At 67.6% G+C, this 23,804-nt stretch carries 23 protein-coding genes; 9 read left to right on the plus strand and 14 right to left on the minus strand.

The features are described 5' to 3' along the window. Nucleotides 1-15: 15 nt before the first annotated feature. From araH to mpl, 14 genes are all read right to left on the minus strand, one after another. The gene (gene araH, locus LGM89_RS31645) at nucleotides 16-1,032 is read right to left on the minus strand and encodes an L-arabinose ABC transporter permease AraH (protein ID WP_039353002.1); all 1,017 of its coding nucleotides are present in this window, start codon (nucleotides 1,030-1,032) and stop codon (nucleotides 16-18) included. A gap of 70 nt (nucleotides 1,033-1,102) precedes the next feature. Then, the gene (gene araG / locus LGM89_RS31650; RefSeq protein WP_226275048.1) at nucleotides 1,103-2,614 is read right to left on the minus strand and encodes an L-arabinose ABC transporter ATP-binding protein AraG; all 1,512 of its coding nucleotides are present in this window, start codon (nucleotides 2,612-2,614) and stop codon (nucleotides 1,103-1,105) included. Between the two features lie 69 nt (nucleotides 2,615-2,683). Next, complete coding sequence (locus LGM89_RS31655) at nucleotides 2,684-3,679, minus strand: arabinose ABC transporter substrate-binding protein (protein ID WP_039353007.1); 996 nt, start codon at nucleotides 3,677-3,679, stop codon at nucleotides 2,684-2,686. A gap of 111 nt (nucleotides 3,680-3,790) precedes the next feature. After that, nucleotides 3,791-4,570 carry an SDR family oxidoreductase gene (locus LGM89_RS31660; protein WP_226275086.1) on the minus strand — a complete coding sequence of 260 codons (780 nt, stop codon included), beginning with the start codon at nucleotides 4,568-4,570 and terminating at the stop codon, nucleotides 3,791-3,793. Beyond that, entirely contained in the window at nucleotides 4,570-5,247 is a 678-nt protein-coding gene (locus LGM89_RS31665; protein WP_089495230.1) for a 2-dehydro-3-deoxy-6-phosphogalactonate aldolase, read from the minus strand. Before LGM89_RS31665 ends, LGM89_RS31660 begins: the two co-directional genes overlap by 1 nt. 22 nt (nucleotides 5,248-5,269) lie before the next feature. Further along, nucleotides 5,270-6,295 (minus strand): 2-dehydro-3-deoxygalactonokinase, encoded by a 1,026-nt coding sequence (locus LGM89_RS31670; protein ID WP_226275051.1) that lies wholly within the window; start codon nucleotides 6,293-6,295, stop codon nucleotides 5,270-5,272. Next, the gene (locus LGM89_RS31675) at nucleotides 6,292-7,191 is read right to left on the minus strand and encodes an IclR family transcriptional regulator (RefSeq protein ID WP_089439195.1); all 900 of its coding nucleotides are present in this window, start codon (nucleotides 7,189-7,191) and stop codon (nucleotides 6,292-6,294) included. The genes LGM89_RS31670 and LGM89_RS31675 overlap by 4 nt, the downstream gene beginning before the upstream one ends. 347 nt (nucleotides 7,192-7,538) lie before the next feature. Next, nucleotides 7,539-7,940: an EF-hand domain-containing protein gene (locus tag LGM89_RS31680; protein ID WP_226275053.1), complete on the minus strand. Its 402-nt coding sequence runs from the start codon at nucleotides 7,938-7,940 to the stop codon at nucleotides 7,539-7,541. A gap of 80 nt (nucleotides 7,941-8,020) precedes the next feature. Next, a complete protein-coding gene (locus LGM89_RS31685; RefSeq protein WP_226275055.1) occupies nucleotides 8,021-9,631 on the minus strand; it encodes a S10 family peptidase in 1,611 nt (536 codons plus the stop codon). A gap of 437 nt (nucleotides 9,632-10,068) precedes the next feature. Continuing rightward, complete coding sequence (gene mtgA / locus LGM89_RS31690; protein WP_089439193.1) at nucleotides 10,069-10,806, minus strand: monofunctional biosynthetic peptidoglycan transglycosylase; 738 nt, start codon at nucleotides 10,804-10,806, stop codon at nucleotides 10,069-10,071. Nucleotides 10,807-10,820: 14 nt separating this feature from the next. After that, nucleotides 10,821-11,687, minus strand: a complete 867-nt coding sequence (gene aroE / locus LGM89_RS31695) for a shikimate dehydrogenase (protein WP_089494064.1) — start codon at nucleotides 11,685-11,687, stop codon at nucleotides 10,821-10,823. Continuing rightward, on the minus strand, nucleotides 11,684-13,771 hold the full coding sequence (locus tag LGM89_RS31700) for a ribonuclease catalytic domain-containing protein (protein WP_089494063.1): 2,088 nt from the start codon (nucleotides 13,769-13,771) through the stop codon (nucleotides 11,684-11,686). The genes aroE and LGM89_RS31700 overlap by 4 nt, the downstream gene beginning before the upstream one ends. Before the next feature lie 80 nt (nucleotides 13,772-13,851). Beyond that, nucleotides 13,852-14,421, minus strand: coding sequence for a YqiA/YcfP family alpha/beta fold hydrolase (locus LGM89_RS31705; protein WP_089424450.1), 570 nt, complete (start codon nucleotides 14,419-14,421; stop codon nucleotides 13,852-13,854). After that, entirely contained in the window at nucleotides 14,418-16,007 is a 1,590-nt protein-coding gene (gene mpl / locus LGM89_RS31710; RefSeq protein ID WP_413227490.1) for a UDP-N-acetylmuramate:L-alanyl-gamma-D-glutamyl-meso-diaminopimelate ligase, read from the minus strand. Before mpl ends, LGM89_RS31705 begins: the two co-directional genes overlap by 4 nt. Before the next feature lie 42 nt (nucleotides 16,008-16,049). On the opposite strand from mpl, the gene LGM89_RS31715 reads away from it, so the two are divergent. The 9 genes from LGM89_RS31715 (at nucleotide 16,050) to LGM89_RS31755 (ending at nucleotide 23,793) form a co-directional block, all read left to right on the plus strand. After that, complete coding sequence (locus tag LGM89_RS31715; protein ID WP_039353186.1) at nucleotides 16,050-16,694, plus strand: hypothetical protein; 645 nt, start codon at nucleotides 16,050-16,052, stop codon at nucleotides 16,692-16,694. 7 nt (nucleotides 16,695-16,701) lie between these two features. After that, nucleotides 16,702-17,253 carry a TlpA family protein disulfide reductase gene (locus LGM89_RS31720; RefSeq protein WP_046544895.1) on the plus strand — a complete coding sequence of 184 codons (552 nt, stop codon included), beginning with the start codon at nucleotides 16,702-16,704 and terminating at the stop codon, nucleotides 17,251-17,253. A gap of 194 nt (nucleotides 17,254-17,447) precedes the next feature. Next, nucleotides 17,448-17,900, plus strand: coding sequence for a type II 3-dehydroquinate dehydratase (gene aroQ / locus LGM89_RS31725; protein WP_011350880.1), 453 nt, complete (start codon nucleotides 17,448-17,450; stop codon nucleotides 17,898-17,900). Nucleotides 17,901-17,966: 66 nt separating this feature from the next. Next, on the plus strand, nucleotides 17,967-18,440 hold the full coding sequence (gene accB, locus LGM89_RS31730) for an acetyl-CoA carboxylase biotin carboxyl carrier protein (RefSeq protein WP_046544894.1): 474 nt from the start codon (nucleotides 17,967-17,969) through the stop codon (nucleotides 18,438-18,440). 84 nt (nucleotides 18,441-18,524) lie between these two features. Next, a complete protein-coding gene (gene accC / locus LGM89_RS31735; protein ID WP_021161890.1) occupies nucleotides 18,525-19,892 on the plus strand; it encodes an acetyl-CoA carboxylase biotin carboxylase subunit in 1,368 nt (455 codons plus the stop codon). Nucleotides 19,893-19,894: 2 nt separating this feature from the next. After that, nucleotides 19,895-20,797, plus strand: coding sequence for a 50S ribosomal protein L11 methyltransferase (gene prmA, locus LGM89_RS31740; RefSeq protein WP_089455557.1), 903 nt, complete (start codon nucleotides 19,895-19,897; stop codon nucleotides 20,795-20,797). Nucleotides 20,798-20,842: 45 nt separating this feature from the next. Continuing rightward, nucleotides 20,843-22,192 (plus strand): zinc-ribbon and DUF3426 domain-containing protein, encoded by a 1,350-nt coding sequence (locus LGM89_RS31745; protein ID WP_226275059.1) that lies wholly within the window; start codon nucleotides 20,843-20,845, stop codon nucleotides 22,190-22,192. A gap of 73 nt (nucleotides 22,193-22,265) precedes the next feature. Further along, the gene (tpx, locus tag LGM89_RS31750) at nucleotides 22,266-22,769 is read left to right on the plus strand and encodes a thiol peroxidase (RefSeq protein ID WP_027783488.1); all 504 of its coding nucleotides are present in this window, start codon (nucleotides 22,266-22,268) and stop codon (nucleotides 22,767-22,769) included. Between the two features lie 85 nt (nucleotides 22,770-22,854). Next, nucleotides 22,855-23,793 carry a carbohydrate kinase family protein gene (locus LGM89_RS31755; protein ID WP_226275060.1) on the plus strand — a complete coding sequence of 313 codons (939 nt, stop codon included), beginning with the start codon at nucleotides 22,855-22,857 and terminating at the stop codon, nucleotides 23,791-23,793. The last annotated feature ends 11 nt before the right edge of the window (nucleotides 23,794-23,804 follow it).

Genomic DNA, 23,804 nt, shown 5'->3' on the forward strand with positions numbered 1-23,804 from the left:
TGAGAGCGGATCGGGTCAGTCGCGGACGCCGCGGTTCTTCAGCTGGTCGAGCAGCACGGCCGCGAGCAGGATCGCGCCGCGCACGAGGTACTGGTAGAACGCGTCGATGTTCAGCAGGTTCATCACGTTCTCGACGGTGCCCATGATCAGCACGCCGATCACGACGCCCGAGATCGTCGCGCGGCCGCCCATCAGCGACACGCCGCCAAGCACGCACGCGGAGATCACGTTCAGCTCGAAGCCCTGCGCGGCGTTCGGCTGGCCCGACGTGATGCGCGAGGCGAGGATCACGCCCGCGAGCGCCGTCACCGCGCCCTGGATCAGGAAGATGTACACGCGCGTGCGTTCGACGTTGATCCCCGCGAGCCGCGAGGCTTCCGGGTTGCCGCCGATCGCGAGCGTGTTGCGGCCATAGACCGTCTGGTTCAGCAGCACGCCGAACGCGATGAAGCACAGCAGCGTGACCCAGATCGGCAGCGACACGCCGAAGAGCGTGAGCCCGCCGAGCGCGATGAACGTATCCGACGACACGCCGACCGCCTGCCCCTTCGACACGATGAAGCCGAGCCCGCGCACGATCTCCATCGTCGCGAGCGTCGTGATCAGCGCGTTGATGCGCAGGTACGCGATCACCGCGCCGTTCACGAAGCCGATCGCGGCGCCGGCCGCGACCGCCGCGACGATCGCGACGAACGTGTTGTCGGTCGCGTTCAGCACCATCGCGCACAGCACGCCCGAGAACGCGACGGTCGAGCCGATCGACAGGTCGAAGTCGCGCGACGCGAGACAGAACATCATCGTGCACGCGACCATGCCGATCTGCGAGATCGACAACGCGAGGCCGAGCATGTTGTCGATCGAGAAGAAGTGATCGACGGTCAGCGACATCGTGATGAACATCACCGCGAAGATCGCGATCAGGCTGTATTCGGTCAGATGCTGCCACCACTTCTGGCGGTCGCTCTGCTGCGGCACCAGCGCGTCGGCCGACGGCTTCACGGCGGCGCTGCCAAGGTTTTCGTTGACTTGCATGATTGAGTCTCCTGCTCCTGCATCGCACGGCCCGCGCCGTGCCTGTCCGATTCGATTGTCGTGTGCTGCGTCAGGCCGCCTCGACGGCGCTCGTCTGCGGCAGCGCCAGGTTCAGCACCGCGTGTTCATTCGCCTGCTCGCGCGGCAGTTCGCCCGCGATCCGGCCTTCGCGCATCACGACGATGCGGTCGGACACGCCGAGCACTTCCGGCAGCTCCGACGACACCATCACGATCGCGCAGCCGCGTTCCGCGAGCCGGTAGATCACGTCGTAGATCTCGTGCTTCGCGCCGACGTCGATCCCGCGCGTCGGCTCGTCGAGGATCACGACCTTCAGGTCGGGCTCCGCGAGCCAGCGCGACAGGATCGCCTTCTGCTGGTTGCCGCCCGACAGGAAACGGATCTTCTGGCGCCGGTTCGGCGTCTTGATCTTGAGCCGCTGGATGAAACGGTCGGCCGTTTCGCTTTCGGCCTTGCGGTTGATGAAGAGCCCCGCGCGCAGCGAATGGCGGCGGCAGCTGATGTTGATGTTCTCCGCGACCGACGCGATCGCGATGATCCCCTCTTCCTTGCGGTCCTCGGGACACAGCACGATGCCGTGGCGGATCGCGTCGCCGGTGCGCTTCACGTCGATGCGCGCGCCGTCGAGCGTCAGCACGCCCGCACGCCGGTGATCCGCGCCGTACACGAGCCGCATCAGCTCGCTGCGGCCCGCGCCGACGAGCCCGAAGAAACCGACGATCTCGCCCGCGCGCACCGAGAAGCTCGCGGGTTCGCGCAATGCCGGGCCGTCGATGCCTTCGGCCGCGAAGCGCACGTCGCCGAGCGCACGCGGCGCGTAATGATAGATATCCGAAATCTCGCGCCCGACCATCTCGGCGACGAGCCGTTCGCGCGGCACGTCGGCGAGCGATTCGTGCGACGCGATCTTGCGCCCGTCGCGGAAGATCGTGCAGGCGTCGCACAGCCGGTAGATCTCGTCCATCCGGTGCGAGATGTAGATCAGCGCGCGGCCCTGCGCACGCAGGTCGTCGACGAGCTTGAACAGCACTTCGGTCTCGCGATGCGACAGCGAGCTGGTCGGTTCGTCGAGCGCGATCACGCGCGCATTGCGCATCAGCGCCTTGCAGATCTCGACCATCTGCCGCTGCGCGATCGACAGCCGCCCGAGCCGCGCATCGGGATCGAGGTCGACGCCCATCGCGGCGAGCCGTTCGCGCACGAAACGCTTCGCCTCGCGCTTCCTCACCCAGCCGAACGCATTCGGCAGGCGGCCGAGCAGCAGGTTTTCCGCGACCGTCAGGTCGGGCACGTACTGCAGCTCCTGGTGAATCACCGCGATGCCGGCCGCGATCGACGCGGCCGCACTCGCGAACTGCACGGGCCGGCCGTCGACCAGCACGCTGCCCGCATCGGGCTGGTATTCGCCGCCGAGAATCTTCAGCAGCGTCGACTTGCCCGCGCCGTTCTCGCCCATCAGGCCATGCACCTCGCCCGCATGCACGTCGAACGAGATGCCGTCGAGTGCGCGCACGCCGGGAAAGACCTTGCCGATATTGTCAAAACGCAGTGCCGCTGACACGTCGTCTCCCTACTCTTGCAGATCCATCGATCGCCGGCTGCCGCGTGGCCGCCGCAGCCGGCAAGCCGCTTACTTCGACGCGAGCCCCATCTCGTCGCGCACCTTCGACACGTTGTCGCGCGTCGCGAGCATGCCGGTCGTCAGCGTCAGTGCCGGCGGCGCCTTGCCCTGCGTGATCCACGTGTACATCAGGTCCGAGGTCTCCTCGCCGTGACGCTTCGGGCTGATGATCACGGTGCCGTAGAAGCCCGTCGGCTGCGGCTTCTTGAACTCGTTCAGCGCAGAATCGGAGCCGCCGATGCCGATGCCGATCATGTTGTCCGCCTTGAAGCCGCGCCCTTCGGCCGCGCGCACCGCGCCGAGCACGGCTTCGTCGTTCAGGCCGTACGCCACCCAGTGCTTGAACTGCGGGTTTTTCGTGAGCGCGATGTTCGCCGCATTGAAGGCGTTCTCGGTGTCGGTCTTCGCCTGCGGCGCCGCGATCACGTTCGCCTTCGGGAAGCCGGCGGCCACCAGCGCGTCGGTCGCGCCGCTGGTGCGGTCATGCGCGGTCGGCAGCTGCTCGTAGGTGATGTCGATCGCGCCGACGTCCTTCATGTCCCAGCCGCGCTTCTTGATCTCGGCCGCGATGCCGTCGCCGACCTGCTTGCCGATGTTGTACGCGGAGATCCCCATGTGCGGGACCGCCTCGATCGGCTTGCCCGCGCCGTCGACGAGGCGGTCGTCCACCGTCATCATCTTCAGGTTGTGCGACTTCGCCTTCGCGACGATGCCCGGCCCGAGCTTCACGTCGGGCGTGCAGATGATGAAGCCCTGCGCCTTCTGCGCGGACAGGTTGTCGATCGCGCTCATCACCTTTTCGCCGGACGGCGCGCCGATCTTCACGAGCGTGAAGCCCTTCTGCTTCGCCGCGATTTCGGCGAACTTCCACTCGTCCTGGAACCACGGCTCTTCCGGCTGCTTCACGAGGAAGCCGATCTTGACCGGATCGGCCGCGTGCGCGACCGGGCTGCCCATCACCACCGCGGCCGCGGCCGCCAGCGTTACGAACGTTCTGCGTTTCATCTCCAGTGTCTCCTTGTTTTCATCGAACAGGATGCAGCCGCTTGTTGGTTTCGACACTGCGTGCGCGCGGCCGTCGCACGTGCGGTCTTTCGAATCGTTACGTCAATCGCGTCAGTCGTGATACAGCGCCGCGCGCCCGCCATCGACGGTGATGCACGCGGCATTGATGAACGGCGCCTCGTCGGACGCCAGGAACACGGCCGTCATCGCGACCTCCTCCGGCTGGCCGATCCGCTTCATCGGCTGCAGCGCGAGCGTGTCGGCGCGCGCGGCAGCCGGGTCGGGTTGTGCGTCCCACCAGTCGCGCGTGAGCTGCGTCTCGATGTAGCCCGGCGCGATCGCGTTCACGCGCACGTTGCGCGCCGCGTATTCGATGCCGAGCGCGCGCGTGAGGCCCAGCACGCCATGCTTCGCGACCGGGTACGGAAAGCAGCCCGGGATGATCCTGAACGCGTGCGTCGACGCGATGTTCACGATGCTGCCGCGGCCGCGTTCGACCATCCCCTCCAGCGCCGCGCGGCAGCCGTGCCACACGCCGTCGAGGTCGACCGCGAAGCAGCGCCGCCAGTCGTCGTCGGTCATCGTCAACGGATCGGCGAACACGTTGATGCCCGCGTTATTCACCAGCACGTCGAGCGGGCCGAACGCCGCCTCGGTCCGTGCCAGTGCGTCGCGCACCGCGTCCTGCCGCGCGACGTCCGCCTGCAGCGGCAGCACGCGCGCACCGGCGACCTCGTGCGCAATCCCGGCGGCCGTGCGCTGCGCCTGCGGGAAGTCGAGATCGACGAGCGCGACGGCCGCCCCCTCGCGAACGAACGCGCGGGCGATCGCGGCGCCGATGCCCCGGCCCGCGCCCGTGACCATCGCGACCTTGTCCGCGAGGCGGCCCATCATGCGGCTCCGCCGCGCGCGACGCGCAAGCCGGCCTGGAACGCGCGCGCGTTCGCCGCGGTCGCGTCGGCCGACTGGCCGGGGCGGTACAGCGCCGAGCCGAGCCCGAAACCGTTCGCGCCGGCATTGAGGAACGGCGCCATGTTGTCGGGCGAGATGCCGCCGACCGGGATCAGCGGCACCGCGCGGTCGATCACCGCGCGCCACGCCTTCACGACCGGCACGCCGAGCTGCTCGGCCGGGAACATCTTCAGCACGTCGGCGCCGTTCGCGAGTGCCGCAAACGCTTCGGTCGGCGTCGCCACGCCCGGCGCGCTCGCGAGGCCGCGCTCGCGGGCGCGGCGGATCACGGCCGCGTCGCTGTGCGGCATCACGATCAGCGCGCCGCCCGCGTCCTGCACGCGGTCGACATACTCGGCGCGCAGCACGGTCCCCGCGCCGACGATCGCGTCGTCCGGCAGCGCACGCCGCAGCGCCGCGATGCTGTCGAACGGATCGGGCGAGTTGAGCGGCACCTCGATGATCCGGAAGCCGGCTTCATGGAGCGCACGGCCGTGGTCGGCCGCTTCGGCGGGCGTGATCCCGCGCATGATCGCGATCAGCGGGCACGCGTCGAACGCGCGCATCAACGCGGCGTGGGGCGCGTAGGGTGCGGGCAAGGTCAGGTCGGACGGCATCGAAGGTTCCTCGGCAATCAGTTCATTGGTCGGCGCAAACGGGCTCGCCATCCGCGCGCACGAGCCCGGCGCGCGACGCGATCCGCCACAGGCCGCGGTCGGTCGCGTGTGCGACGACGCGGGCGGGCGGGTGGCCGAATTCCTGGAGCGCGTCGGCGTAGCGCGCGCATAGGCCGTCATCACCGATCAGCAGCAGCGGCTGGTCCGCGAGCGCGATGCCGCGCTCCGCGAGCATCGCGTCGAGCGCGTTGAGCTCATGGCCGATCAGCAGCCCGGACAGGTAGTCGCCCTGCGCATCGGGCGCGAGCCGGTCGGTCAGGCCGAGCGTGCGCGTGCTGAAGATCGTCGCGAGCAGCCCGGTGCGCTGCGCGCCGCGCGCGACCGAGACGCCGCGCACGAACGCCGCGCGATCGGGCGACGCGCCGGCGCGCATCGTGCGGCCGAGGATCGTGTGGTCGCGCAGCACCGCGAACAGCTCACCCGTCATGAAGGTCTGGAAGCGCTCGATCAGCCCGTCCCTCACCCACGCCCATTTCGCATGGGTGCCCGGCAAGCCGATCAGTACCCCTGAACGATCGGTGCCAAGCGTGGGATCGCTCGCGAGCGCACCGAATATCTGCGTCTCTTCACCGCGCATCACGTCGGGCAGCTCGCCCGTGGAGATGACGCCCGGCACGATCGAGATCGTCGTGCCGCGCGCCGTCGTCACCGTGATGAGGCCCGCGACGAGCGCGTCGGCGCCGGCCGGCACCGCGACGTACGGCGCCTCGCGCCAGCCCTGCGCGCTGCCGACCATTCCGGCGGCGAGCACCGGCAGGCCCGGCGTGCGGTCGAGCCAGTCGCCGCACGCTTCCTCGAACACCGCGTCGAACGCGCGCGCGCCGCCGCCCGGCACATGCATCACGCCCGCCGCACGGCTGCGCGTGTCGATGAGCGCGCCGCGCGCGTCGTACAGGTAAGCGCGCAGCGACGTCGTGCCCCAGTCGAGCGCGATCAGCGACGGGGTGGCGAAACTGGCATCCGGAACGGGCCGGGTCGAAGTCGTCATCGTTTGATCCTGCGGGTACCCTGCGGCGGGCTCCAGCCCAGTTCCGCGGAAATGGCTCGCGCTTCGCGCTGCACGAGCGGAATCAGTTCGTCCATCCGGTCGTGCGGCATGTACGGAATCGTGCTCGCGACCGACACGGCCGCGACGATCGCGCCCGAGGCATCGCGGATCGGCGCGGCCACGCAGCGGATCGACGCCTCGTTCTCCTCGAGATCGAACGTATAGCCGCCGGCCGCGTAATGCGCCATGCGCTGCAGGAACGCGCTCGTCTCGGGCCGGTTGTCCGGCTTGAAATTGACGCCGGCAAGCGCCCGCCGGGCGGCCTCGAACAGCGCGCGCCACGTGTCGGGATCCGTGTCGAGCATCATCGCCTTGCCGATGCCGGTCGACGCGAGCGGCATGCGGTGGCCGACGCGCGAGCGCATCTCGAGGCCGCGCGTGCCGGGAATCTTGTCGATGTACAGCACGTCGTCGCCATCGCGCACGCCGAGATGGATCGTGTCGAGCGTCGCTTCCGCGAGCGCTTCGAGGTGCGGGCGCGCCACCGCGGTGAGCGGCATCTGCTCGAGCGCGATCGTGCCGAGTTCGATCAGCTTCGGGCCGAGCAGGTAACCGCCTTGCACCTGGCGCAGGTAGCGCGCCTGCACGAGGCTGCTGACGAGGCGGTGCGTGGTGCTGCGCGTCGTGCCGAGCGCCGCGCCGATCGCGCGCATGTCGCGCGCGCCGTTCGCGATCGCCTCGAGGATCGCAAGGCCGCGCAGTAGCGTCTGCGTACCGGCCTGCTGCGCGGCGAGATCGAGCGGCGTGCTGGTCGCACCGATGCTGTCGGTCAGCGACGCATCGTCCGGCGTCGCACGCCGGGCGTCGAGGGCTAGGGTGTCGGGCATCTTGGTCATGGGGCGGGCTTCTTCAACGGAACCGGTGAAGCCGTTCGCACGATGCCGGCATGGCGTCCGGCGTCGCGACGAGGCGGCGGTCGATGCACCGAATAAAGCGCCCGGCGAACTTCATGGAAGGTGTCTCCGTGTGCGTCGGGCGCCGCGCGATGCGTGGGTCCGAAGCTGTGATGTGCTTCGGATTGTAGGAGCGCACGCACTCGTCTCCAATATTTGAGTGCGTTGCCCAGATAATGAGAATTCGGCGCGAATCCGCCCGTCTTCGACGTCATGGCGGCTTCATGTGCACGGGGGCGGAACCCGCCGCGCAGCAGGTTCCGCCCCCATTTGTTCACCGCGCGCCGCGCTTACTGCTGGCTGCTCGTGCTGCGTGCCTGCATGTAGCGCTGGACGTCCGCGAACGACACGCGGCCGTTGCCGCCCGAGTCGATCTGCCGGAAGTGGTTCGCGACATAGCCGAGGCCGGCCGCGCGTGCCTGCGACTCGGTGATCGAACCCGTGTTCTGCGCGTCGGCCGCGCTGAACTGCCGCGCGAGCTTGCGCACCACCTGCGCATGCAGCGCGGCGCCCGTCGTCTGCGTGCCGGCGGTCGGCTTGCGCGCGGCCGGCGGTACGTACGGATCGCCGAGCTGCGCCTGGCGCGCACGCACCGGCGCGGTGGCATCGCTCGCCTGCGCGAACGCGGATACGGATGCTGCGGCGCCGACACAGGCGAGCGCCGCGGCAACGACGATGAAACGATTCTTCATATCAGGCTCCAGTCTGGAATGAGGTCGTCGACGGCAGGCGCGGCGCCACCGCTGGCGCGCGTCGCCTGCCAGGCGCAGCATCAGTGCGCGGCCGCGTTGTAGAAGGTCACGAGGTCGGCTTTCTCCTGCGGACGCGACGTGTCGTCGAGATAGACCATGTGCCCGCCCTGATAGTCCTTGATCGTCAGGTTCGGTTGCGTCCCGAGCCGCGCGAGGTCGAGCTCGGTCTGGTAGAACGGCGTCGCGATGTCGTGATACCCGTTCAGCGACAACACCTTCAGCTGCGGATTCAGCGACAGCGCCGCGGCGAGATCGGGGATCGTGTCCGGCATCGCGAGGCCGTCGTGCGTCCAGTCCCACGTGTTGATCGCATTGCTGCTCACCGAGTAGGCCGACTGCGCGGTGTACTTCAGCTCGTTCGGCAGGTAGCTGCCGATCGTGTCGGTGAACGGCTTCGTGATGAACGTGCTCGACGGGTCGCCGCCGGATGCCAGCGGGCTCGACACCGGCACGTTCACGCGCGCGTCGTAGCGGCCGATCAGCGTGCCCGGGATCAGCGACAGCTGGAAGCTGTTGTCGAAGAAAGTCGGGATCACGTTGAAGTCCGCATTCCACAGCGACTGCTTCACGCCGGTCGAATTCACCATCGTCGTGACGAGGGTCGGCGGCGGCGGCGTATGGCTCGCCAGGTACGCGTTCACGGCCGGCGCGTAGCTGCCGGCCGTCAGCAGGCGCATCTGGTCCGCATACTGCGGCAGGCTCGACGGGTTCGGGTTGTCGAGCTGGTAGTACGCGCCGACCGTGCCGTACGACGGTACGAAACCCGCGCAACTCACCGGGCTCGACCCGTTGTTCGAGTTGCCGATGTAGTCGCTCGCCATGTCGCAGTTCACGTTGTAGTTCAGGATCGACGACTGCAGCACGATGCCGTCGAGCTTCACGCCGGCCGTCTCGAGCAGGTTCGCGAGCACGTCGGTGCGCGGCGTGCCGTACGACTCGCCGAACAGGTATTTCGGCGAATCGTTGCGCTGGTTCACGGTGAGGTAGCGCGTCACGAAATCGCGGAACGCGCCGCCGTCCTGGTCGACGCCCCAGAACGTCTGGTTCGTGTTCGGCGCGATCGCTTCCGAGAAGCCGGTGCCGATCGCATCGACGAACACGAGGTCGGTCGTGTCGAGCAGGCTTTCCTGGTTGTCGACGAACGGGAACGTCGACGTATTCGCGTTCGGGTCGCCCGTCTGGATCCGGCGCGGGCCGAACGAGCCGAGGTGCAGCCACACCGATGCCGAGCCGGGGCCGCCGTTATACAAGAACGTGACGGGCCGCTTCGCCGCGGGCTGGTTGTCGGCCGTATAGGCGACATAGAAGAACGATGCTTCGGGCGCGCCGGTCTGCGGATTGCGCGCGACGAGGTGGCCGGCCGTGGCCGTGTAGCGGATCGTCTTGCCGTTGAGGGTGATCTGGTGATGCGTGACGGCGGCCTTTTCGACCGCGGCGGAGGCGTCGAGCGACGCGTTCGGGCTCGACGAATAACTGTTCGGATCGTTGTACGCCCTGTCCACCTGACTGGCGGGATCGGCTGAATTGTCGGCGCTCGCAGCAGAAGACGATGTCACGTCGTCGTTGCAGGCCGTCAGGATCAGCGAAGAAAACACCACTCCCAACAACAGCTTCGCTTTGCTTGCTGGCATCGTTGCTTTCCTTCTCTCGGATGTTTTTTGTGTCGAGCAGCCGGGTAAGCCACCCCCCGCCTCGATTGGGGCCGATAGGCCGAGGCGCTGGCCAATATACGCGAGGCCGTCAGCTTTGAAAAATTTTGAAATATTTGGCGAGCAGCCGGTGCGGCGCACACCTTTCAGGAATGCTTCGGTTTGCGAAACATTACATTTCACCCGCCTTTCACGGACTTTCGTGTTTATCCGGGGAGACTAAAAATCTCCGAATTTCGCGCCATATCGGGCAACAAAATCACACGACGCCCGGTATTGCTCAGCAAAACGAAATAGACGGATTCGTCTAAAGGATGTGACCCGAAATGATCGCGACATGAATGCGCTGCAGCGCACAACCGGCCCGTTGCGGGCGCACGGGCGACGAAACGGTCAATGCGACGGCGCGAGCGCGCCGTTCACTCCGATTGCGGCAGCGCGGCCGCCCCCATCCGGCGAGCGATGATCGCCGCGCGCTGCGCCTGGTACGCCGAGCCGCGATGCGCGTCGAACCAGCGCGGCTTCGGCAGCATCACCGCGAGACGCGCCGATTGCCACGCGCCGAGCCGGCTTGCGGGAATCTTGTAGTAATAGCGGGCGGCCGCTTCGGCGCCGTACACGCCGCGCCCCCACTCGACGGAATTCAGGTAGATCTCGAAGATCCGCTCCTTGTCGAGCACCGTTTCGAGCATCCACGTGATGATGAGCTCCTGCCCCTTGCGGATGTAGCTCTTCTCGCGCGACAGGAACAGGTTGCGTGCGAGCTGCTGCGTGATCGTCGAGCCGCCCGCGACGATCCGGCCGCGCGCCTTGTTCTTCTCCCACGCCTGCAGGATCGCGTCGACGTCGTAGCCGTTGTTGGTCGCGAAGGTCGAGTCTTCCGATGCGATCAGCGCGCGCTTCAGGTTGCGCGAGATCTGGTCGTACGGCACCCATTGATGCTGGATCTGCGCAGGCGGCTTGTCGCGCGACAGCCACCACGCGTCGGTGCGCATGAACGCGGTCGAGCCCGGGTTCACGAACGACCACAGCGCGATCTGCGCGAGATAGAACAGTTGCGTCGCGAGCCACGCCCCCGCGAACACCGATCCCGCATAGACGAACCAGCGCGTCGGGCTCACCGTGCGCGTGGGCTGCGTGCCGCTCACCGCCACCACGTGCCGCGCTCCGTTCAGCTCGCCGCGAGCGCCTGGCGCAGCGCGGCCAGCACCGGCGCGCCGTCCGGCCGCACACCGCGCCAGATGAAGAACGATTCGGCCGCCTGCTCGACGAGCATGCCGAGGCCGTCGGCCGTGCGCGCGCCGAGCGACGCCGCATGCTGCATGAACACCGTCGGCTGCGCGCCGTACATCATGTCGTACGCGAGCGTGCCCGCGCCGAACGCGGCCGCATCGCACTCCGGCAGCGCGGCATCGAGGCTGCCGGCCGTCGCGTTGATCACCACGTCGTACGGCTCCGCGCGCACGACGTCGGGGCCGCCGCCCGCGAGCGTGCAGCCCGCATCGTGCGCGGCCTGCATGAACTGGCCGACGAGCGCTTCGGCCTTGCTCGCGGTGCGGTTCACGATTCCGATCGACAGCGGTGCTCGGTCGAGCAGCGGCAGCACGACACCGCGCGCCGCGCCACCCGCGCCGAGCAGCAGGATGCGTGCGCCCGCCAGCGACACGCCGAGATTCGCTTCGATGTCGCGCACGAGGCCGACACCGTCGGTGTTGTCGCCGTGGATGCGGCCGTCGGCGTCGATGCGCAGCGTATTCACGGCACCCGCCGCCGCCGCGCGCGGCGACAGCGTGTCGGCGAGCGCATGCGCTTCGAGCTTGAACGGCACCGTCACGTTCGCGCCGCGACCGCCTTCGGCGACGAAGGCGCGCACGGCCGCGTCGAAACCGTCGAGCGGCGCGAGCCGGTGCGTGTATTCGACCGGCTCGCCCGTTTGCGCGGCGAATTGCGCGTGGATGAACGGCGACTTGCTGTGCGCCACCGGGTTGCCGAACACCACATAGCGGTCGGCGCCGCTCGTCGACGCAGTCGCGGTCATGATGCGCGCCCCTCTTCGCCGACGTTGCCGTTCGCGGCTTCGCCGCCTTCACCGGCCGCCGCGCCATCCGCTTCCGCCAGTGCTTCGGCTTCGGTTTCGGCGGTTGCGTCTTCGGTGTCGATCAGCGTGTCGTCGCCGCCTTCGGCGTCATCCTCTTCCTCGGCCGCGTCGCCGCTCGTCACGGTCGGCGCGTCGAGCACGTTCAGCAACCGCACCGACGCCTCGATCGTCAGCTCATCGAGCGCCATCACGTCGAGCAGCACGCGCGTACCGCGCGCATGCACGCCGAGCCCCGGCACGTGCAGCAGCAGCGGAATTTCCTCGAGGCGCACGAGGTCGCCCTTCACGACGCTCGCGACGACCTGCTTCTTCTGTTCCTGCGCGAGCCAGCGCAGGCACCAGAAATACTCCATCCGGCGCTGGTAGTCGGCGTAGGCCGTGTAGGTATCGTCGAAGCCCTGCACGACCGCGTACAGGTCGGCGTCCTTCGGCTTGAACGGCGCGGCGAGCTTCGCGGTGACGCCATGCTGCACGCACGCGAGCAGCTGCCACTGGTTCACGAGGTCGACGTAGCGCCGCAGCGGCGACGTGCTCCACGCGTACTGCGCCACGCCGAGGCCTTCGTGCGGCGCGGCCGTCGTCTGCATCCGCGTGCGCTTCGGGCCCGGCGCGCCGAAGCCGCGCTGCGAGCGGTAGATGCCCGGCACCGTGTGGTCGTGCAGGAAGGCGCCCCAGGTCGAGTTCGCGAGGATCGCAAGCTCCGACACGATCAGGTCGAGCGGCGACCCGCGGCGGCGCGGCGTGATCGACACGTGCTCGCCGTCGACATAGAAGTTGTAATCGGTGTTGCGCTGCACCTCGCGCTTCAGGCCGTAGCCCGCGCGCGCGACCTGACGCTTCTCGAACAGCGCCTGCGCGAGCGGCCACAGCACGGCGATGTCGTCCTTGTGCGGATACTCGCCGGTGCCGGCGGCGAGCGTCTCTTCGTTGACGAGCTCGTCGAGGTGGTTGTGCCGCAGGTTGCTCTTCACGAACACGAGCTCGGCGCGCGTTTCATTCGCGACGATCTCCTGGGTTTCGCGATTGACGATGATGTACAGCGACAGCGCCGGACGGTAATCGCCTTCCTTCAGCGTGAACACGTCGACGACGTCGTCCGGCAGCATCGTGATCTTGTCGCCCGGCATGTAGACGGTCGACAGGCGCGTGCGCGCGATCGCGTCGACCGGGTCGCCGCGCACGATGCCGAGCGCCGGCGCCGCGATGTGCACGCCGATCCGCACGCGGCCGTCGGCGAGGTGCTCGACCGAGAACGCGTCGTCGATTTCGGTCGTCGTGATGTCGTCGATCGAGAACGCCTGGACGTCCGCACGCGGCAGGTCGTCCGGCAGCGGTCCGACCGTGACGGCCGGGAAGCCCGTGCCGTGCGGGAAGAATTCCGCGAGGAAGCGCGCCTCGTGCAGCGCACGCGGCGACGCGATACCGCCGCAGTCGAGCATCAACCGCGCCGGCGACACGCCGCGCGCACCGGCCGCCGCTTCCATCGCCTTGTATTCGATCGAGTTCTTGTCCGGCCGCGTCAGCAGCCCGAGCACCTTGCCCGCGAACGCCTCCGGCAGCTTGCCGGCCTTCAGTTCCTCTTCGTACTGCACCTGGACGAGCGCCTGCTGGCGCTTGCGCTCGAGCGATGCGAGCGCCATCTTGAGCTGCTCTTCCGGCGCGCGCTGGTACTGGCCGCGCCCCTTGCGGCGGAAGTAGACGGGCGAACCGTGCAGGCGCAACACGAGCGCCGCGCGCTCGACCGGGCCGTACGACGCGCCGAAATATTCCGCGGCCAGCGCCGTATAGGCAAACTCGTCGGCCGGCGCGCATTCCCACAGGAAATCCAGATCGATCTGCTGCGCGGCCGTGTCGGCCTCCTGCATCAGTTCGCTTGCGGCCGGCTTGTCGAATTCGATCAGCACGTCTTTCGCGCGCACCTTCGCCCGCCGCCCGCCGGGCAACTCGACCTGAAACGCGTCGCCCTGGCGCGACAGCACGCTGCCCGCCTTGAAACTGCCCGATTCCTCGAAGAAAACGTTCACTCAGTACTCTCGTTCAGACTGCCGGGCGCCGCATCGGCGGCGCCGCATGATGATGGGAATTCGATCGGCACATGGCCGGTTTAAGACGTCTTTCCGTCGCAAAAGGCGAGAACGTCGTCGACATAGTCGGCAAATTCGCTGATCCCGTGATCGCTGCCTTCGATCACGCGCGTCTTCGCGCCCGGGTAATGCGCAAGCATCTCGCGGTAATCGAGCACTTCGTCGCCGGTCGCCGCGAACAGATAGTAGCGTTCGGCACGCGTGATCGCCGGCACGCGCAGCGCATCGAGCTCATGCAGGTGACGGCGCTCGACGACGATCGTGCCGCCGCCGTGATACAGCGGCTGTTCGCCCAGATGCTGCTCGAGATCGCGCTGCGGCACGATGGCCGGATTCAGCAGCACGGCCTTCCAGCCATGCTTTTCGGCTAGCCACGTCGCGTAATAGCCGCCGAGCGAGCTGCCGATGACGGTCACGTCGCGCGCACCGGCCACCTCGGCTTCCGCGACTGCAATTGCTTCGAGCGGTGACACCGACAGTGACGGGCACCGCCACTCGTCAATCCGGCCGAGTTCGGCCATGCGCGCGGCGAGCTGGCGCGACTTCTGCGATTCCGGCGACGACCGGAAGCCGTGCAGGTACAGGATCACGTGCGGCTCCCGAGCGCATCGAGCAACTTCTGGTGCACGCCGCCGAAGCCGCCGTTGCTCATCACGAGCACGTGGTCGCCCGGGCGGGCGGCTGCGACGACGGACTTCACCAGCAGGTGCAGATCGTCGAATGCGTGCGCCTTCTCGCCGAGCGGCGCCAGCGCTTCGGCCAGGTTCCAGCCGAGCGCGTCGCGCCCGGTCGGCGCGCCGTAGCCGAATATGAGATCGGCGTCGGCCAGGCTCGCCGGCAATTGCGACTTCATCACGCCCAGCTTCATCGTGTTCGAGCGCGGCTCGAGCACCGCGAGGATGCGGGCATTCTGACGGCCGATGCGGGCACGAAGGCCGGCGATCGTGGTGCCGATCGCGGTCGGATGGTGCGCGAAGTCGTCGTAGACGGTCACGCCGTCCACGCTGCCGCGCACTTCCATCCGGCGCTTCACGTTGCGGAACGACGCGAGGGATTCGGCCGCCTGCGCGGGCGGCACGCCGACGTGGCGCGCGGCCGCGATCGCAGCGAGCGCGTTCATCCGGTTGTGATCGCCCTGCACCTGCCACGCGACTTCGCCGACGCGTTCCGCGTGCGAATACACCGCGAAGCGCTCGTCGACCGGCACGCCGTCCTCGGCCGGCAGCGCCTGCCAGCCGCCGTCGACGCCGAAGCGCTCGACCTCGCTCCAGCAGCCGCGCGCCAGCACGCGCTCGAGCGCGTCCGAGCGGCCGTTCGTGACGATCCGGCCGACACCGGGTACGGTACGCACGAGATGGTGGAATTGCGTCTCGATCGCAGCGAGATCCGGGAAGATGTCAGCGTGATCGAATTCGAGGTTGTTCAGCACCGCAGTGCGCGGCCGGTAGTGGACGAACTTCGAGCGCTTGTCGAAGAACGCCGTGTCGTATTCGTCGGCCTCGATCACGAAGAAGCTCGAATCGGTGAGCCGCGCCGACACGCCGAAGTTCAGCGGCACGCCGCCGATCAGGAAGCCCGGATTCAGGCCCGCGTCTTCCAGCAGCCATGCGAGCATCGACGACGTGGTCGTCTTGCCGTGCGTGCCCGCCACCGCGAGCACCCATTTGCCGGCCAGCACGTGCTCGCCGAGCCACTGCGGGCCCGACACGTACGGCAGGCCGCGATCCAGGATCGCCTCCATCAGCGGATTGCCGCGCGTGACGACGTTGCCGATCACGAACAGGTCCGGCTTCAGGTCGATCTGCTCGGCGCCGTAGCCCTCGATCAGCGTGATGCCCTGCGCCTCGAGCTGCGTGCTCATCGGCGGATAGACGCCCGCGTCGCAACCCGTCACCGTGTGGCCCGCCTCGCGCGCGAGTACGGCGAGACCGCCCATGAAGGTGCCACAGATGCCAAGAATGTGGATGTGCATAGATGAATGCTTTCGCGCCGCCGGGCGCCGTCGATTCGGAAAGGATGCGTGTGCGGCGCGGCGGACAGGCCGTGCGGCCGGCGACCGGCCAACGGCTTTTGCCGCGACACAAAGAACAGTATTGTAACTGACGGCCTGCCGTGCCCGGCGGCCCGAACGCTGCGCGCGGACGGTGCCGGCACGCCGGGCGGCAGGCCGCCGCACCCGCGCTCGGGCCCTGCGGCGATCGAGTATGATTGCCGGATCATGTCTCGTAAAACCCTTCTCGACCCGCGGCGCGTCCGCGAGGAAATCGCCCAGTCCGCCGCGCGCCTGATCGCGGAGGACGGCCTGGACTATGCCGGCGCAAAGCGCAAGGCCGCGCGCCAGTTGCTGGGCGATACGCGCGTTGCCGGCGAATGGCTGCCGGATAACGACCAGATCGAGGAAGAACTGCGCGAGTACCTGGCCCTGTTCCAGAGCGACACGCAGCCGGACGAACTGCGCCGCCTGCGCGAAATCGCGCTCGACTGGATGCGCCGGCTCGCCGAATTCCATCCTTATGTAACGGGCGCCGTGCTGAACGGCACCGCGAACGCGCATTCGGATATCCATTTGCAGGCATTCACCGACAACCCGAAGGACGTCGCGATCTACCTGCTGAACCAGAATGTCCAGTACGACGTCTCCGAGACGCGGCACTTCGCGGGCCGCGCCGACGTCGAGACGCTCAGTTTCCTGTGGCGCCCGCGGCGCGACGTCGATGCAATCGGCATCCACCTCGCGCTCTATGCGAGCGACGACCTGCGCGGCGCGGTCAAGGCCGACGCGCGCGGCCGGGTCGCCCGTGCCGATGCCGCCGCGCTGCGCGCGCTCGTCGAAGCAGGCAAGACCCCTTCCGAACCGGAATGATTCAACGATGATGATGAAACGCATGTTGGCGCTCGCGGTGGTCGCGGCCGCCGCCGTTGCCGGCGGGCTCGCCGCCGGCCATTGGTTCCGCGGCACGGCCGACGACGGTGTCGCCGTCGCCGCGCCCGCCGCGCACGGCAGCCCCGTCGAACAGTTGTGGGCGGCGTCGCTGACGGGCACCGACGGCAAGCCGGCCACGTTGTCCGCGTTCAAGGGCCAGAAGGTCGTCGTCAATTTCTGGGCGTCATGGTGCGGCCCGTGCGTCGAGGAGATGCCCGAGCTCGTCGCGCTGTCGCACCAATACAAGCAGAAGGGCATCCGTTTCATCGGAATCGGCGTCGATTCCGAACAGAACGTGAAGAACTTTCTGCAGAAGGTGAAGGTCGATTACCCGGTATTCGTCAGCGGATATGCGGGCGCCGATCTGGCCCGTAATTTCGGAAATACGGCCGGCGCACTGCCGTTTACGGTCGTCATCGACGAAACCGGCAAGATCCGCGAGACAAAATTGGGACAAATCCAGCCGGCGGAGCTCAAAAAGACGCTCGACGCGCTGTAACCTGCCCGAACAGCGGCCCGCACGTTGGCGGCAATTTGCCCGTCGATCGCCGCAATTTCGCGTGAATTCGCCGACACTTTGGATGCGCGCCGGTAATTCTTGCAGGTCGCGCGCGCTCGGCCGTTCGGCAAAACTAGACAAATTTCTCTAAATAGCGCTAAAGTTCGCGCAATTCCGCAGAAATAGAAGCGACCATGACACGATTGCTGGTGCTGCACGGCCCTAACCTGAACCTTCTCGGCACCCGGGAACCGGAGGTGTACGGCCGCGTCACGCTCGCACAGATCGATCAGGCGCTTGCCGCGCGTGCCCGGGAAGCCGGCGCCGAACTGTCGTCGTTCCAGAGCAACCATGAAGGCGCGCTGGTCGACCGCATCCAGGCCGCGCGGGAGGAACAGACCGATTTCATCCTGATCAATCCGGCCGCGTACACACACACGAGTGTCGCGATCCGGGACGCGATCGCCGGCGTTGGCATCCCGTTCGTCGAGGTTCACTTGTCGAACGTGCATCGCCGCGAAGCGTTCAGGCACCACTCCTACTTTTCCGACCAGGCCGAAGGCGTGATCTGCGGGCTCGGCTGGAAAGGTTATCTGTACGCGCTCGAGTACGCGCTGGACAAGCTGCAAGGCACGTCGCGCGGCTGATTTCGCGATCTAGATTCAGCGCCGGCCCCTAACCGGCGCTTTCACGTATTGAAAGGGGAATTCCCGATGGATCTTCGTAAGCTGAAAACTCTGATCGACCTCGTTTCCGAATCCGGCATCTCCGAGCTGGAAGTGACGGAAGGCGAAGGCAAGGTGCGCATCGTCAAGAACGCGCCCCCGGTCTACGTGCAGCCGACGGCTGGGTATGCCCCGCAAGTCAGCGCGCCCGCTCCGTCGGCCGCGCTGCCGACCGAAGGCGCTGCCGCGCCGGCCGCGGGCGGCGCTGCCGCTCCGGCTGTCCCGCAGGGCCACGTCGTGACGTCGCCGATGGTCGGCACGTTCTATCGCGCACCGTCGCCGGGCGCGGACCCGTTCGTCCAGGTGGGCGATACGGTCAAGGAAGGCCAGACGATCTGCATCATCGAAGCGATGAAGCTGCTCAACGAGATCGAGTCGGACAAAGCCGGCGTGATCAAGGAAATCCTCGTCGAGAACGGCCAGGCCGTCGAATACGGCCAGCCGCTTTTCGTGATCGGCTAAGTCCGCCGCGCGGCCTGCGGGCCGCGCGCCGCCGATGCCCGCCAGGCGCCGTTCGCGCGCCCCTCGAAGAGACGAATACTCGCTATGTTTGAAAAAATCCTCATTGCCAACCGCGGTGAAATCGCGCTGCGCATCCAGCGTGCGTGCCGTGAGCTCGGCGTCAAGACGGTGGTCGTCTACTCGGAAGCCGACAAGGAAGCCAAGTACGTGCGCCTCGCGGACGAAGCCGTCTGTATCGGCCCGGCCCCGTCGAACCTGAGCTACCTGAACATGCCGGCGCTGATCAGCGCCGCGGAAGTCACCGATGCCGAGGCGATCCACCCCGGCTACGGCTTCCTGTCGGAGAACGCCGATTTCGCGGAACGTGTCGAGCAGTCGGGCTTCACGTTCATCGGCCCGCGCCCCGAAACGATCCGCATGATGGGTGACAAGGTCACCGCGAAGCAGACGATGATCAAGACCGGCGTGCCGTGCGTGCCGGGCTCGGAAGGCGCATTGCCGGACGATCCGAAGGAGATCGTCAAGATTGCGCGCGCGATCGGCTATCCGGTCATCATCAAGGCGGCAGGCGGCGGTGGCGGGCGCGGGATGCGCGTCGTGCACACCGAGGCCGCGCTCGTCAACGCGGTCAACATGACCCGCGAGGAAGCCGGCCGTGCGTTCGGCAACCCGCAGGTGTACATGGAGAAGTTCCTCGAGAACCCGCGCCACATCGAAATCCAGGTGCTGTCCGACGCGTACAAGAACGCGATCTGGCTCGGCGAGCGCGATTGCTCGATGCAGCGCCGCCACCAGAAGGTGATCGAGGAAGCGCCGGCACCCGGCATTCCGCGCCGCCTGATCGACCGCATCGGCGACCGCTGCGCGGACGCCTGCAAGAAGATGGGCTATCTCGGTGCGGGCACGTTCGAATTCCTGTACGAAAACGGCGAGTTCTACTTCATCGAGATGAACACGCGCGTGCAGGTCGAGCACCCGGTATCGGAGCTGATCACGGGCGTCGACATCGTGCAGGAACAGATCCGCATCGCGGCCGGCGAGAAGCTCACGCTGCGCCAGCGCGACATCCAGTTCCGCGGGCACGCGATCGAATGCCGGATCAACGCGGAAGATCCGTTCAAGTTCACGCCGTCGCCGGGCCGGATCACGTCGTGGCATACGCCGGGCGGCCCCGGCGTGCGCGTCGATTCGCACGCCTACAATGGCTATTTCGTGCCGCCGAACTATGATTCGATGATCGGCAAGCTGATCACCTACGGCGCAACGCGCGAGCAGGCGATCAGCCGGATGCGCATCGCGCTGTCGGAAATGGTCGTCGAAGGCATCCAGACCAACATCCCGCTGCACCGCGAGCTGATGATCGATTCGAAGTTCGTCGAAGGCGGCACCAGCATCCATTACCTCGAAAACCGGCTCGCCCAGAAGCAGCAGGTCGCACCGGAAGAAGCGTAAGCATGAGCTATCGCGAACTCGTCGTCGAACTGGCCCGTGAGCATGCGGAGGCGCTGTCCGACGCGCTGCTCGAACTCGGCGCGCTGTCGGTGTCGGTCGAAGATGCCGACGCCGACACGCCCGACGAACAGCCGCTCTTCGGCGAGCCGGGCCTCGTGCCCGACCGCACCGCGTGGCAGCACTCGCGCGTGGTCGCGCTGCTCGCGGCCGACCATGAGCCGGCCGTGCTGCTCGCGGCGGCCGCGAACGAGATCGGCGTCGCCGAGACACCGGCATTCACCGTCCGCGAAGTCGAAGAGCAGGACTGGGTGCGTCTCACGCAATCGCAGTTCGAGCCGATCCCGATCGGCGAGCGGATCTGGGTCGTGCCGTCGTGGCACGATGCGCCCGATCCCGACGCGCTCATCCTCGAACTCGATCCGGGCCTCGCCTTCGGCACCGGCAGCCACCCGACCACGCGCCTGTGCATGGAATGGCTCGAGCAGTCGGTGCAGCCCGGCCAGTCGGTGCTCGACTACGGCTGCGGCTCGGGCATTCTCGCGATCCTCGCGAAGAAATGCGGGGCGAACCCCGTGATCGGCATCGACATCGATCCGCAAGCGGTCGAATCGGCGCGGCAGAACAGCGAACGCAACCATGCGGAAGTCACGTACGGGCTGCCCGATGCGTGCCCGGACGGTGAATTCGACATCGTCGTCGCAAACATCCTGTCGAATCCGCTGAAGCTGATGGCGTCGATGCTCGCATCGAAGGTCAAGCCGGGCGGGCGCATCGCGCTGTCGGGCGTGCTCGCGCGCCAGGCGGACGAAGTGGCGGCCGTCTACGCACGCTATGTCGACATCTCGGTCTGGCGTGAGCACGAAGGTTGGGTATGCCTCGCCGGAACCCGACGCGAAAGCCATTAGAATAGCGCTGTCCTTCACTCTGGCCAGCAGGCCGCCCGGCTCGACATGCTTCTTGCGACGCGCTGCCCTCATTGCGAAACCGTCTTCCGGCTGCAGCAGGAACAGCTCTCGCTGCATCAAGGGCTCGTGCGCTGCGGGCATTGCCACGAAGTCTTCAACGCGTCCGAGTCGCTCGTTCCCGAGCACGCGCAGCAGCCCGAGCCGGTCCTGACCGAACCGGCTGCCGCGCAGGATGACGGTGATGCGCGTCATCCGGCCCCGCCTCGGCTGTTCGCCGCCGAAGCGCCGGCCGGGTCACCTTCCGACACCGATTACAAGCCCGAAGGCTGGGACATGTGGGCGCCGTGGCTCGATGCCGGCGTCGACCCGTCGCTGCAGCACAACGTGCGGACCGTGCGCACCGAGCCGCTGATCCCGCTTGCCCTTCCGTCCATCGAAGCCGGCGTCGTGCATCTGTCGGGTACGCCCGCACCGTTCGCGCCCTCCCCGGCCGAGCTACCCGCCTCCGCTGCCGTCGAACAACCGGCCGAATCGCTGCAGACGCAAACGCAAACGCAATCGCCGCCGGATGCCGAACCATCGGCCGCGCCTGTCGAACGCGACCCGCGTGAGCCCCGCTTCGTCGCGCACCTTCCGTCGGACGCAGAGACCGCTCGCGACGCCGCCGAACCCGTCGGAACCACGCACTTCGCCGTGCAGGACGACGAGCGCGCGCCGCGCGAACCGCGCTTTGCGTTCGCGCCTGCGCCAGCCGTCACCGAAGCCGCGCCCGAGCCCGACTCCGGCACCACGCGGCACGACGAGACGCCCGCCGCCACGACCCACGCGCCGGCCGCCCCCTTCCCCGCTGCGCTGACCGACGACGATCGTCCGCATTTCGCCGTCACGCGGGAAACCCGCGCGCCGCAGCGGCGCGGCATGCTCGGCGGCTTTTTCGGTGGCCTCGTCGCTGCCGTGCTCGCCGTGCTGCTCGTCGGGCAACTCGCATGGTGGCAGCGCGAAACGCTGATGATCTACTGGCCCGTCACGCAGGGCTGGTTCCGGCAGGCCTGCGCGCCGCTCGGCTGCACGGTTGCGCCGCCGCGCGCGATCGACGGCCTGCGGCTCGACGCGACCGACCTGCGCCAGCTCGACGGCCCGCGCGAGCTCGAGCTGAAGGTGCCGCTGACGAACCGCTACCGCGTCGCACTCGCCTACCCGTCGCTCGAGCTGACGCTGCTCGACGACACCAACCACGTGACCGTGCGCCGCGTACTCGCGCCGCGCGACTACGTGCGCCCGGGCACGCCGATCGACGCCGGGCTGCCGCCCGGCACGACGCAGACGATGGTCGTCCGCGTCGACACGAACGGTGCGCCCGCCTCGAATTTCCGCGTCCAGATTTTCTATCCGTGACGCGCCGCGGCGCGCGCCTGCGCGCCCGTCTCAACCCGCGCGCCCGAGCGGCGCGCTATTTCGGAGCACGAACATGAGCAAAGTTACGCTGGGTGGCAACCCGATCGATCTCGCCGGCACGTTCCCGGCCGTCGGCGCACAAGCCGCCGACTTCAAGCTGGTCGGCAAGGACCTCGCCGACCTGTCGCTCGCCAGCTTCGCGGGCAAGCGCAAGGTGCTGAACATCGTCCCGAGCCTCGACACGCCGACCTGCGCGACGTCGACCCGCAAGTTCAACGAAGCCGCATCGTCGCTCGACAACACGGTCGTCGTCGTCGTGTCCGCCGACCTGCCGTTCGCTGCGACGCGCTTCTGCACGACCGAAGGCCTCGAGAATGTCGTGACGGCTTCGACGTTCCGCACCGGCCGCGCGTTCGCGAACGCGTACGGCGTCGACGTGACGAGCGGCCCGCTGAACGGCCTGACCGCACGTGCGGTCGTCGTGCTCGACGCGCAGGACAAGGTGATCCACGCGGAACTCGTCGGCGAAATCAAGGACGAGCCGAACTACGATGCCGCGCTCGCCGCACTGAAGTAAGCTTTCTTCCGCTTTCCCCTGCCGCGCCGCGCCTTTCGCGCGGCGTTGTCGCGCAGGGTCCCTCATTTCTACAGGAACGCACACCTTGGCTACGTTGATTTGCGGCTCGATCGCCTACGATTCCATCATGACCTTCGAGGGGCGGTTCCGCGAGCACATCCTGCCCGACCAGGTGCACCTCATCAACCTGAGCTTCCTGGTGCCGACGATGCGCCGCGAATTCGGCGGCTGCGCGGGCAACATCGCGTACGCGCTGCACCTGCTCGGCGGCGATGCGCGCATCATGGGGACGATCGGCGCGCTCGACGCGCAGCCGTATCTCGACCGGCTCGACCAGCTCGGCCTGCGCCGCGACCACGTTCGCGTGCTGCCCGACACGTATACCGCGCAGGCGATGATCACGACCGATCTCGACAACAACCAGATCACGGCGTTCCACCCGGGCGCGATGATGCAGTCGCACCTGAACCACGCGGGCGACGCGCCGGACATCAAGCTCGCGATCGTCGGCCCCGACGGCTTCGACGGGATGGTGCAGCACGTGGAAGAACTCGCCAAGGCCGGCGTGCCGTTCGTGTTCGATCCGGGCCAAGGCCTGCCGCTGTTCGACGGTGCGACGCTGCGCCGCAGCATTGAACTTGCGACCTTTGTAGCGGTCAACGACTACGAGGCCAAGCTGGTGAGCGACAAGACGGGATGGTCCGAAGATGAAATCGCCAGCCGGGTCGATGCCCTCGTCATTACGCGCGGCGAGCACGGCGCGACCATCCGCCACAAACAGGGCACGGAGCAGATTCCTGTCGTGCCGGCCGAGCAGATCTCCGATCCGACCGGCTGCGGCGACGCCTTCCGGGGTGGCTTGCTGTACGGCATCGAGCATGGCCTCGACTGGGCAACCACGGGCCGCCTCGCGAGCCTGATGGGCTCGATCAAAATCGCCCACCAGGGGCCCCAGACTTACGTACTGACGCGCGCCGAAATCGACGCACGCTTCGAGACTGCATTCGGTTACAGTCTCAAATGAATTTTGTGGGA

The sequence above is a fragment of the Burkholderia sp. AU31624 genome, from assembly GCF_020420065.1.
In the GTDB taxonomy this organism is placed as follows: Bacteria; Pseudomonadota; Gammaproteobacteria; order Burkholderiales; family Burkholderiaceae; genus Burkholderia.